Source organism: Bradyrhizobium sp. PRIMUS42, assembly GCF_023006515.1.
GTDB lineage: Bacteria > Pseudomonadota > Alphaproteobacteria > Rhizobiales > Xanthobacteraceae > Bradyrhizobium.
The window spans coordinates 1-11,469 of record NZ_JALBGZ010000131.1 but is presented as its reverse complement, the minus strand read 5'-3'; the positions used below and the strand labels follow the sequence as shown (position 1 = coordinate 11,469).

Below are 11,469 nucleotides of genomic sequence, written 5' to 3'. Positions count from 1 at the left end.
GTAGCCGGCGCCGCGATCGGCACCGCCGGCGCGATCGCCTCCGCACCGTTCCGCGCCTGGGACAATTCCTATGCCTACGACAATTCGTGGGATAACCGCGGTTGGGACAATCGCGGCTGGGACACCCGCAGCTACGCCGAACGTAACGGCTTCGTCTGTACGCCCGGCACCTGGTTCAAGGGCGCGGACGGCCGCCGGCATATCTGCCAGTAAGCGGCCCACATCGAATGCGACACCTCAGGCGGCCCCAGGGCCGCCTGATTCATGTCTTGCGCCGAGAAGCGCGGGTTCTGGACTTTCCAATCAAGTCTGGTATTGCGACGCGCACGGACAGACAGCTCCCGGCAACCTGCCGGGGCCCTGCCCCTATTCCAGCGTCGCCGGCTTAGCTCAGCGGTAGAGCAGCGGTTTTGTAAACCGAAGGTCGGGGGTTCAATCCCCTCAGCCGGCACCAGTGCCTACAATGGCTTACCGCAAAATGTAGCCCGGCTGTTTCCGCGCAATTCGTTTACGCGCTTTGGGGATACAAGGAGCTACATTCCAGGCGACGACGCTTTTCGGATTACTGCCCTCGAAGATCGATCGCCCAACGATTCCCTTCTCGCCCTAGATCTCCGCGCTATTTGCCCTCTCCCCTCTCCGATATCCCTCACGCGAGGTGACGCGCTCAAGATACGGAACGGCACTGTCGCAGATGCCGACGCCGTATTCGATCGCCCATGTCAGGCAGGTCGTCAGCAATATGTCGGCCGTGGTGAACTGGTTTCCCATGAGGTATTGACGGCCGTCGGACAGGGCAACATCGACATGGCGAAGTTGCGCGCGAAAATACTCAGCCGCCTTGGTCACCACCTCAGGAGCTTCGCCGTAGATATGCGCCAGCCCCTTGATGGTGCCGTGCCGCCTCATGACATACAGGCTCGTTGAATCCAGTTCGGTTACGATGAAGAAGCACCACTCGAGCCACTTCGCATAAAGCTTCGGGCAATTCGGAACGAGGCTGCCATCGGGCGTCCGGTGCTTGTTGGCGAGATAGGCTACGATCGCAGCACTTTCTCCAATGGTCAGGTCTCCGTCCTGCAGAAGCGGAATCTTCTGGCGCGGATTCAGCGCCGTATATTCCACCGTCTTGGTCTCTCCCGATCGCGCGAGGATCGGACGCGACATGTACGGAAGATCGAGCTCATGAAGCGCCCAATGCGCCCGAATGGTGCGTGACGTGCCGACACCCCACAGGATAAGATCGTCTGTCATCACCACCTCTCCACCGATGGACGCAGATCGAGTTCGTGGGTCCAGCCGTCTCTCGATTGTTGGTGAGCAAACCAGTAGGCTTCGGCGATGGACGTCGTTTTGGTTAGGCTATCGGGTGGAATTTCGCTGGCGCTGATTCCAGTTGCTGCCTTCATGCGCTGATGAATGGCTTCGCTATCAACGCCCGCGTCAATCAAAAGATGGACGACATGAATGTTCTTCGGTCCAAGCTCACGGGCCATCGCTTGGGCGACGGCCCGCAAGCCGAACTTCGCCGCCGAAAATGCTGCAAAGCCCTTTCCGCCCCGAACGCTAGCGGTCGCGCCGGTGAAAAGCATCGTACCCCGTCCACGTGTGGACATGTGCTTCGCCGCCTCACGGCCCACGAGAAAGCCCGCGTAGCAAGCAAGTTCCCAGGCCTTGAAAAACAGTTTCTCTGTTGTCTCCAGCAATGGCTTGTTCACGTTTGATCCAGCGTTGAAGAGACAAACTTCGATCGGACCGACATCTCTCTCGACATCCGCGAACAGTTTCTGAACTTCCTCTTCCTTGCGCGCATCGACGCTGTAGGCGCGGACGTCGTGTCCCTCCGCCTTCATCGAATCGACAAGCCCCTGCGACTTGGCAGCATCGCGCCGCGCGACACAGACAGAGTAACCGCCCTTTGCGAATCTCCGCGCCACGGCAGCGCCTATGGCATCGCCTGCGCCAACAAGAAGTGCGACTTTCATTCTATCCATCACTGTTCAATCTCCAGAAACCGAACCGCTCGTCTCGTCACCCGGCAGCCCTGACCGCCTTGCCAGCAATCATGGCGTCGATCGCCACGTCGCTGTAGCCGAGGTCGCGCAGTACGACGCGCGAGTGTTCACCTACCCGTGGCGCCGGACCACCGATGACGGCCTTGTTGACCTCGAAGATGGCCGCAGGCTTCGGCTGCCGCACCCGCCCCACCGTCGGCTGGTCGAACTCCTCGATCAGGCCGCGCGCCACAACCTGTTCGTTCTGGACGATCTCGCCGCGGCGCAAGATCGGCGAACACGGCACGTCGTTCTCGTCGAGCCGCTTCAGCCACTCAGCCGTGGTGTGATTTGCGATGTATTCCTGCATCTTGTTGATGCGCGCGGTGGCGTTTACAAAGCGCGCCCCCGGTGTGGCAAACCGCTCGTCCTCGGCCAGCTTCGGATCGCCCGACGCCTTGCAGAAACCCTGCCATTCGGAGTCCGAGATCGTGCCGCAGGTGATATAGCCGTCGAGCGTCTTGAACACGAGGTCCGGACGGTCGTTGGGGTCGGTGGTTGTGGCCTCGGCGCCGACCACCGTGTATTGCATCATGCCCTCCGGCCACAGATACGAGATCATGGCATCCAGCATCGCAACCTGGATGTGGTCGCCCTGCCCGGTCTTCTCACGGGCATACAGCGCCGACGACACCGCCTGCGCCGTGAACACCGAAGTCGTCTTGTCGCAAACGATGGTGCGGATCATCTGCGGGCGATTGGTCACCGGCTGCGACTGGATGTCGGCAAAACCGGACAGCGCCTGGACGATCGGATCATAGACGCGCTTCTTCACGTACGGCCCGCTGTCACCGACTCCGCTGATCGAGACATAAATCAGCCGCGGATACTTCTTGCGCAGCTGCTCGTGGCCGAGCCCGAGGCGCTTCATTGTGCCGGGACGGAAGTTCTGCACCAGCACATCCGCCTGCGCCGCGAGCTTGGCCAGCACCTCACGGCCCGTCTCGCTCTTGATATCGATCGAAAGGGAGCGCTTGCCGCGATTGCATGATACGAACAGCGCCGAGAATTCACCGGCCGCGTCAATCAGCGTCCGGCTCCGGCGGGTGCCGTCGCCGCTGGTCGGCTCGATCTTGAGCACATCCGCACCCTGATCGGCCAGAAACATCGTCGCATATGGACCCGACACCACCGCCGTCAGATCCAGGACGCGAACTCCACTCAAAGGTCCTGGCATTTCTTCACTTCCTCCGTTGATGCTTCGTCTTCAGCTTCAATGTCACACGCTCAAATACGTGCGCCTGATATCGTCGTTTGCGATCAGCGATTGCGTGTCGCCGGCGAATTGAACCCGCCCCTGGCTGAGCACGTAGACATGGTCAGCCAGCTGGGTCGCGAGGTGATAGTTCTGCTCCACCAGCAGAATGGGCGTTCCGGATGCCTTGATGTCCTTGAACACGGCCTCGAGCTTCTCGATGATCACCGGCGCCAGGCCTTCGCTGGGTTCGTCGAGAATCATGAGGTCAGGCCCAGCCACCAGCGCCCGCCCAATGGCCAGCATCTGCTGCTCGCCGCCGGACAATTGCCCGCCGAGACTCTTGCGCCGCTCGGCGAGGCGGGGAAAGATCTCGAACACATACTCCATGGGCTTACGCCGGGGCCGGTGCTTCGACGCGCCATAGGCAATGGCAAGATGCTCTTCGACAGTCACGGTCGGGAAGATACCGCGATCCTCCGGCACGAAAGCAATGCCGGATTTCACGATCCGATGTGTCGGCAGTCGTGTGATATCGATTCCATTGAAGACGACGCGGCCACGTCGCGCGGGCGTCAGCCCCAAGATCGAGCGCAGCGTCGTCGTCTTGCCAGCCCCGTTGCGACCGAGCACCGCCACGCACTGCGCGCCGGCCACGGAGAGATCAACGCCTTGCAGGATATGGCTTTCGCCATAGTAGGTGTGAAGATGCTCGACCTTAAGCATGGTGCTGCCCCAGATAAGCCTCGATCACCTGAGGATTGGACTGGATCTGGTCCTTCGTCCCTGTTGCGAGCACCCTGCCGTAACTCAGCACCGTGATGATGTCGCAGATCGCAAACACGACGTCCATGTCGTGTTCCACGAGCAGAATGGTCAACTCGGGCGACAAGCCGTTGATCAGCTTGATCAGACTGGCGCGCTCGTCAGGCGACGTTCCAGCCGCCGGCTCGTCCATCAGCAGGATTTTCGGCTCGGCACATAGTGCGATCGCGACTTCGAGTTGACGTTTCTGTCCGTAGGACAGTTCGTTGACGTTCCGGTGCAGCACCGTGTCCAGGTGCATCTGCTCGGCTGCGAAGTGCGCTTTTCGAACAACGTCGGCAAACGACCAGCACGACCGGAACACGGAATGTCGCGACGCATCAAATGCCTGGCATGCAACGCGCAGGTTCTCGAGGACAGTGACACTCTCAAGCAGCATGTTCTTCTGAAAGGAGCGTGAAAGACCGCCTCGCGTGACGAGGTCGGGCCGACCCTGCTGCACCGGGATACCCTGAATGAGAATTTCACCGCTGGTCGGCGGCTGCCAGCCCGTGATGAGGTTGAACAGCGTGGTTTTGCCGGCGCCATTGGGGCCGATCACAGCATGACGCTGCCCTGACGGCACCTTCAGATCGAGGTCACTGATGACCTGTAGCCCACCGAAGGCCTTGCGCAAGTTCCTGATTTCGAGCGCGCTCATTTCCGTTTTCCGATCAGCGTGCTGATGGAGCCTAGAACGCCGCCACGGAAAAACGCAACCACAAGCATGAAGAAGATACCGAAGAACAGATTGTACTCTTCGGTAATCATGCTCAGCGCCTGCTTGACCACGACGAAGACCGCGGCTCCCACAAACGGCCCAAGAATGACATTGGCGCCGCCGATGATGACCATCAGCACGCCCTCACCGCTCATCTGCCAGCTCATCGCATCGGGATTGACGAAGTAGGTGTACTGCGACTGAAGAATACCCGCGACCGCACAAATCACGGCAGCCAGCGCAAAGGATCCGATCTTGTAGTTGGCGACGGCATATCCCATCGACATCATGCGACGTTCGTTCTCACGGATGCCGACGAGAACGCTGCCGAACGGCGACGTTACGATCCGCCACAACATCAGCAGGGAGAGAACGGCGACAACAAGTACGTAGTAATAGAAGACGGTCGGGTTGTCCGCGCTCACACCGAGCAGCGACAGATCAGGGCGCGGAATTCCCGTCATCCCGTCCGACCCGTTGGTCCAGCGTAGCTTGATTGCCGCCCCATAGAACATTTGCGAGAATGCCAGTGTGATCAGGAGGAATTCAACGCCACGCGTCCGGGTGCAAATCGCGCCAATTGCCGCCGCAATCGCGGCCACGACCACAAGCGTGACCGGGGCAGAGATCCACAGCGGCCACCCCAACAAGGCTGTTCCGATCGCGATGCCGTAGCCACCAAACCCGAGAAACATCGCCTGCCCCAGGGATACGAGGCCCGTGTATCCGGTCAGAAGATTGATGCCGGACGCAAATACTCCCGCGATCATGACTTCGACTGCCAGTGTCGTGACATAGCCAGACACGAACGATGGCAACGCGCATAAGCCGACGGCGAAAAGCGCGAACAAGGCAGCGTATGCACGACGTGAAACGGGAGTCGCCAGACGCTTCAGCGCGCCAACTCCCTCTTCGCTCGAAAGGATGGCATCTGCGCTCATGCAACCCTCCCGACCGCGCCAAAAAGACCCTGCGGACGAAAGATCATCACGGCTATCAGAAGGATATAAATCGCAAACAGCTCGGCTTCCGGAAGGTAGGCCTGGGCGAACGTATCCGTCATGCCGACGATGAGCGAGGCGTAAAACGACCCCTTGAGATTGCCGAGGCCACCCACCACCACGACCACGAAAGTCGTGACGACAATTCCGATGCCCATGCTGGAATAGATGCTCATGACCGGGGCCGAAACGACTCCGGCAAATCCGGCAAGTGCGGAGCCGAACCCGAATACCAGCGCGAACAAGACATTGATGTTGATGCCGAGCGCCGTGACCATCTCCCGGTTGTCGACCCCGGCCCGCAGCGTGGCGCCGACCAGTGTGCGATCGATCACCAGGACAAGGGCGATGGCGATGGCAATGCCAACCGCGGTGATGAACAGGCGATAGATCGGATACTCAATTCCCAGCAGGGCGACACGGCCCTTCAGGAGATCAGGCGTGACAATGCTGTGAAATGCCGATCCATAGATATATTCGACTGCCCCGGCTGTTGCGAACAGCAGGCCGAACGTCAGCAGCGCGAGATCGAGGTGCGTCGACCGACCGCGCTGAGCCAGGGGCTGCAGTACGAAGAACTGCAGTACGAAGCCGGCCGCGAACGGCAGCAGCGGACCTATCAGCAGCGCAAGCCAGAATGAACCTGTTTTGTTGGCGACAACCAACCCGAAATAGGCCCCCATCGTAAAGAAAGCGCCGTGAGCCAAATTGAGAATGTTCATCAACCCGAAGATCAGCGTAAGGCCGACGGCGAGAAGGAACACCAACATGCTCAGTTGCACGCCATTGAGTAGTTGAATCAGGAAAGGCTGCATGCTTCACCCAAATTCGAGGAAACGCGAGCTCCGCTGGGCGAAGTTCGGCTCGGATCAGAACGATTTCGTGCAGCCTGGCAGATCGCCAGCACCCGGAAACTGGTCCAGGGGCTTACGCTGCATCTTGCCGTCGGGACCCTTGACGACCTCGACGACGTAGACCTTCTCGAGCAACGCGCTGTTCTGCGCGTTGAACTTGATCTTTCCGCGCGGCGAATCGAAGGTCAGGTCCCGCATCGTCGCAATGAACTTCGCGCGGTCTTCCGGCATCTGGCCGCCGAGCTTTTCGAGGGTGAGCATGATCGCCTTGCCGTTGTCGTAGCCAAGGGCTGCGCTCACGTCGGGATCCTGCTTGTACTTCGCGTTATAGGCCTTCACAAATTTCTGATTCACCTCGGTTTCGATGCTAGGGTAGTGCGTGGCAACGTGCTGAGCATTGAGCGCCAGATCGCCGAGCGCGGGCCACAACGCCTCGTCATAAACCCAGTGATCGCCGATAAACGGAATCTTGGTTCGCAGACCGAAATCGGCGTGCTGCTTGACGACTTGGATTGCTTCCGCGCCTGCATAGAATGCGTAGATGATTTGCGCGCCGGAGTTGGCGGCCTGCGTCAAGGCGGCGCTGTAGTCCTTGGTCTTCTGGAACGGCGTCCAGATTTCCTCGATCACCTTTCCGCCATTGTCTTCAAAGCCGCGCTTGAACCCGCCGATAAATGCGCGGCCCGCAGAGTAATCAGGCCCCATCGTCACGGCGGTCTTGACCCCCTTGCCCGCCCAGTACTTGCCGGAGGCGTATTCAAAGCCGTTGGCGCTGAACGACGTGCGCGCTATGTATGGACTGCAGAACTTACCGGTGATCTCGTCCGCAAAGGCGTTCACGAACACCATCGGCATCTTGTTCTTGTCGGCAAGTTCCGAGATTGCAATCGCGACATTCGAGCCGACGACACCGGCAACCAGGTCGACCTTGTCCGACTGAACGAACTTGTTGAATTTCTGAACGCCCACGCTGGGCGTCAATTCGTCGTCTGCGCGGATAATCTCAATGGGACGACCGTTACTCTTGTTGCCGAACTCTTCCAATGCGATTTGAAAGCCGCGATCAATGCTTTCCGCCGGAACTGCATAGACGCCCTTGTACGGCAGCATCAGGCCGATCTTGATGGCGCCCTTCTCCTGCGCGTGCGTCGGCACGGCGGCCGATGCCGCGAGGCCGATCGCTCCGGCGAAACCAATGAGCGCATATCCCTTGAAAGAAATTGTCATTCCGCTCTCCCTTGTGCCGGGCGGTTCCGCCCGGAGACTCCCCCTTGAGCCACGGCTGGGCGGCCGTGGTCTGCCTGGATTTTTATGGGAGAGTGTTAGATCGCCAAGCTGATCCCGACTTGCAGGATAGCGCCACCGCCTCCGGAAAAGCGCCATGTAGTCCCGGAAGCGGACGGCGCATTCAGAGCGGGGCATTGCCTATGACAGGTAACGCTGACGGAACGAGGAGGGAGTGATGCCGGTCGCCTTCTTGAAACTTGTCGAGAAATGCTGGGCGTCATTGAAACCGACCGCAAGGGCCACATCGACAATACTGTCGTCCGTTTCTGACAGCCGTCGCTTTGCCTCGTCGATTCGAAGCGAAAGAACGTAATTGTACGGCGTCACGCCGACGCTTTCCTGAAATGCGCGCAGGAAGTGCCGCTTGCTCAATCCGGCGATTTCGGAAAGTTCTGCGAGAGATATCGGCTGGGTAAGGTTCTCGCGCACATACTCCTCAACACACCGTAGGCTTCGGCCCGGCAGTCCACCGCGCAGCTTGTTGGATGGCTGCTGACTTCGGTCGCTGATGCGAGAAATGTGAGCCAGCGCCTGGATCGACCACCCCTCCGCCATGAGGCTGAAGACATTGTCAGGCGAGGCCGCTTCGCGGCAAAGTTCGGCAAGGCCACGCGTCAATCCATCGTGCTCAAAAGCAATTGTGCAGTTCGTGATCGCGTGCTGCAGGCGTTCGCCCACGAAAGATGGATTCAGAAACACCACGGTGTAATCGAGGGTTGGTCCGACGTTCCACTCACCTTCGATCTCGATTGCGGCAGGAAAGATTGCGAGCTTCGATTTTCCTGGAAATCGGCGCTCGACCGGACGCCCGTCAATCGTCGCTCTTAGACGTTCGGTCCCCTTGCCGAACCAGAACAATGACAGCTCAGGCTGGCGAAAATGCCAATGCATGCGCCCGACCGTCTCCCTGCGAAGAACTTCGATCCGCATGCTCGGCGTATCGGTGATGATGGATGACACGAGATCGCCGCCAACCAGCCGAACGTAGTTGTCACCGATGGTTTCCATCCCAAACCCATATTCGAGAGTGAGTTCCGATATAGAATGCATAGATTGGAAGGAAATGCGAGGCCCTTTCATGGTGCACCGCAGTATAGCCCTTTTGGACTCCTCCGAAGCGCAACGGAGCAGCATGAGGTTGACGCTCAGATCTCAGTTCGCAGGCTTTGGCGCGCTGCCCCGATGGAAGTGTTCGGCGCCTGATATCTCCACCCAGCCATGCTTCGACTGCTCGAACACCGATCTGATCGGCGCCGGAAAGTCCGGATCCGCGAGGGCGCCAACGGCTACGCCGATCATCCCCGGCAGATTGTCGGCCTGCCAATAGACCGTTGAGCCGCAGTCAGGACAAAAATAGCTGCGGACGTTGCCGCCGCTTGCAGCTGTCCGAACGTAGGGCTTCGGCGTCCCTGAGATCGTAACGGCCTCAACCGGATAGAAGGCACCGACGCCGAACGGCGCGCCGGTTCGTCGCTGACAGTCCAGGCAATGACAGGCAACGACGAGCCGCGATGGCCCCGGAAGCGACAGCGCAAGAGCACCGCAGCTGCATCTGGCATCGATCATGGAATCTGCTCTCCCTTGACGGCTCCGAAGGGGTTGAAGAGGCAACGCTGTCGCTCACCCTCCGTCATTGCGAGCGCAGCGAAGCAATCCAGACTGCTTCCGCGGAAAGACTCTGGATTGCTTCGCTGCGCTCGCAATGACGAGGCGGCAGCGGTGCTCGCCTCAAAGACGCGTTGCAGCGCGCCCCGCGCGCGGCGGCGACTCTCATTCCGTCGCCACCTCGAACGCCAGCAGCACGTTGCCCGCGACGCCGCTCCATTGGCCATAGCCGGAATTGGTGTAGAGCATGCCGCCGGCGATGACCGGGCCGGGACCATCGATCGCGCCGCCATGGGCGGGGACGCCGTTCACGGCCTTGAAATCCCGCGCGGTGTCGAACTCCCACAACAGCTTGCCGTCGGTGGCGTAGGCGCGCAGGAAGCCGCTGACGCCGCCGGAGAACACGACGCCCGGGATCAGGCTCACCGCCGCCGAGAGCGCGGGGCTACACTGAGGACGGTCCCCGCAGGCGACCGGCGGCACTTCCATCGCAATCTTCCCGCTGGCGAGGTCGAGGCCGAACAGACCGCCGCCTTGTGTGGAATCGAGTTGCCGGGTGCCGTCGCGCGCAAAGCGCACGTCGGAATTGGCGACATAGATGCGGTCTCCGTCCGCCGCCGAGCCCCATTCGCTGCCACCGAGCGAACCGCCCTTGCCGATCCGGGTCTGCCACAGGATCTTGCCGCCATCGTCGGGATCGAGCGCGTGCACGACGCCGGATTTCTGCGCGATGGCGAGCACGCGCCGGCCGTCGCGCAAGGCCACGAGGATCGGCGACTGCCCGAAATCGTGATCGGGCCCGTGCTCGTCGGGACAATTGGTCTTGTCTGCAGTGAAGCAGGCGACGACAAAGGCGTCATTGGGCGTGGCCTGCTGCTTCCAGAGCAGCTTTCCGGTCGCAAGCTCGAAAGCGAGGATCGCATCGGCCGTCGCGGCCGGCGGGTTCGAGTAGGAATTGCTCGTCGCCACATAGACGGCATTGCGCTTTGCATCGATCGTCGGCGCCGACCAGATCGCGGCGCCGGACGGACCGAAGAGCTGCGTGCCCCTGGCATTCTTGCCGGTCGGATGCGGCACTTCCGGAATCGTATAGGCCTGCCAGATCGTCTCGCCAGTGGCGGCGTCCAGCGCCACCACGCTGCCGCGGAAGGTGCAGCATTCGTAAGAGGCTTGCGAGCCGGCAGCCTCCTCGATCGAGGACACCGGCACGTAGAGCATGCCGGAATGCAGCGTCGGCGCGCCGGTGATGCGCGCGGCCGCATGCTCCTCCACCTTCGTCTTCCAGATCAGCGCGCCGGTCAGCGCGTTCACGGCATAGGCGTTGGCGCGCAAATCTCCGAAGAAGATCGCGAACTGATCGGAGCCCGGAAGCTGTGCAAAGCTGATCGCGGCGCGCACCGCCGCATCAAGCGCCAACGTCCACAGCGTGCAGCCGCTTCGCGCGTCCAGCGCGTGCACCTTGCGATCGGTGCCACCGACGAACAGCATGCCGCCGACGATGGTAGGCGGCGCAAAGGATACCGAGGCGCCGGGAAAGGCATAGGCCCATTTCAGCCGCAGGCGCGGCACCTGTTCCGCGGTCAGCCCCGCCATGTCGGCTGGCTGGAAGCGGCTGTTGCCGGCATCAACGCCCCATCCGTTCCAGCGCGGACCATCGAGGGCCTGCGGAAAGCCGCTCACCTGCTGCGCGCAGCGGCCGTCCGCGTCGGGTGCAATTCCGCCAGTCGCCATCTTGCCGGTGACGAAGGAAGCGATCGCGCGGCGTTCCGCGTCGCTGCGGTCTTTCGCCATCGCCGCCATGCTGCCCGAGGTCAGCGCCGTCAGCACATGATCGAACGACATCGCCTGCATGGCGCCGCGGCTCGGTACGCGGCTCTGGGCATCGCCATCGTGGCACTGGGCGCAATGCGTGGTGTAGAGCGCGGCGCCGTCCTGCTGGGCCAGTGCC

11 protein-coding genes, 1 tRNA gene and 1 pseudogene are annotated in these 11,469 nt (G+C 60.9%); 2 read left to right on the top strand and 11 right to left on the bottom strand.

Going from position 1 to position 11,469, the window contains the following annotated elements; all coding sequences use genetic code 11:
• Together MOV75_RS13130 and MOV75_RS13125 are read left to right on the top strand one after the other, a co-directional pair.
• Positions 1-213 (top strand): annotated as a pseudogene (locus MOV75_RS13130) (hypothetical protein); the annotation flags it as partial.
• Positions 214-379: 166 nt separating this feature from the next.
• Positions 380-454: transfer RNA gene (locus tag MOV75_RS13125), tRNA-Thr, on the top strand.
• Positions 455-606: 152 nt separating this feature from the next.
• On the opposite strand, the gene MOV75_RS13120 is transcribed toward MOV75_RS13125, so the two are convergent.
• From MOV75_RS13120 to MOV75_RS13070, 11 genes are all read right to left on the bottom strand, one after another.
• Positions 607-1,254 (bottom strand): glutathione S-transferase family protein, encoded by a 648-nt coding sequence (locus MOV75_RS13120; protein WP_246922152.1) that lies wholly within the window; start codon positions 1,252-1,254, stop codon positions 607-609.
• On the bottom strand, positions 1,254-1,994 hold the full coding sequence (locus tag MOV75_RS13115; protein ID WP_246922110.1) for an SDR family NAD(P)-dependent oxidoreductase: 741 nt from the start codon (positions 1,992-1,994) through the stop codon (positions 1,254-1,256). Before MOV75_RS13115 ends, MOV75_RS13120 begins: the two co-directional genes overlap by 1 nt.
• A gap of 37 nt (positions 1,995-2,031) precedes the next feature.
• Positions 2,032-3,231 (bottom strand): CaiB/BaiF CoA-transferase family protein, encoded by a 1,200-nt coding sequence (locus tag MOV75_RS13110; RefSeq protein WP_246922113.1) that lies wholly within the window; start codon positions 3,229-3,231, stop codon positions 2,032-2,034.
• Between the two features lie 42 nt (positions 3,232-3,273).
• On the bottom strand, positions 3,274-3,975 hold the full coding sequence (locus MOV75_RS13105) for an ABC transporter ATP-binding protein (protein ID WP_249796663.1): 702 nt from the start codon (positions 3,973-3,975) through the stop codon (positions 3,274-3,276).
• Entirely contained in the window at positions 3,968-4,690 is a 723-nt protein-coding gene (locus tag MOV75_RS13100; protein ID WP_247005897.1) for an ABC transporter ATP-binding protein, read from the bottom strand. The genes MOV75_RS13105 and MOV75_RS13100 overlap by 8 nt, the downstream gene beginning before the upstream one ends.
• A 20-nt stretch (positions 4,691-4,710) precedes the next feature.
• Positions 4,711-5,715 carry a branched-chain amino acid ABC transporter permease gene (locus tag MOV75_RS13095; protein ID WP_246922120.1) on the bottom strand — a complete coding sequence of 335 codons (1,005 nt, stop codon included), beginning with the start codon at positions 5,713-5,715 and terminating at the stop codon, positions 4,711-4,713.
• The gene (locus tag MOV75_RS13090) at positions 5,712-6,590 is read right to left on the bottom strand and encodes a branched-chain amino acid ABC transporter permease (protein WP_246922122.1); all 879 of its coding nucleotides are present in this window, start codon (positions 6,588-6,590) and stop codon (positions 5,712-5,714) included. The genes MOV75_RS13095 and MOV75_RS13090 overlap by 4 nt, the downstream gene beginning before the upstream one ends.
• 54 nt (positions 6,591-6,644) lie before the next feature.
• The gene (locus MOV75_RS13085) at positions 6,645-8,012 is read right to left on the bottom strand and encodes an ABC transporter substrate-binding protein (RefSeq protein ID WP_246922123.1); all 1,368 of its coding nucleotides are present in this window, start codon (positions 8,010-8,012) and stop codon (positions 6,645-6,647) included.
• Positions 8,013-8,054: 42 nt separating this feature from the next.
• Complete coding sequence (locus tag MOV75_RS13080; RefSeq protein ID WP_246922126.1) at positions 8,055-8,924, bottom strand: AraC family transcriptional regulator; 870 nt, start codon at positions 8,922-8,924, stop codon at positions 8,055-8,057.
• A gap of 144 nt (positions 8,925-9,068) precedes the next feature.
• Complete coding sequence (locus MOV75_RS13075) at positions 9,069-9,482, bottom strand: GFA family protein (protein WP_246922128.1); 414 nt, start codon at positions 9,480-9,482, stop codon at positions 9,069-9,071.
• A gap of 204 nt (positions 9,483-9,686) precedes the next feature.
• The coding region (locus MOV75_RS13070) for a PQQ-binding-like beta-propeller repeat protein (protein ID WP_247005896.1) at positions 9,687-11,469 on the bottom strand (1,783 nt) is incomplete at its 5' end.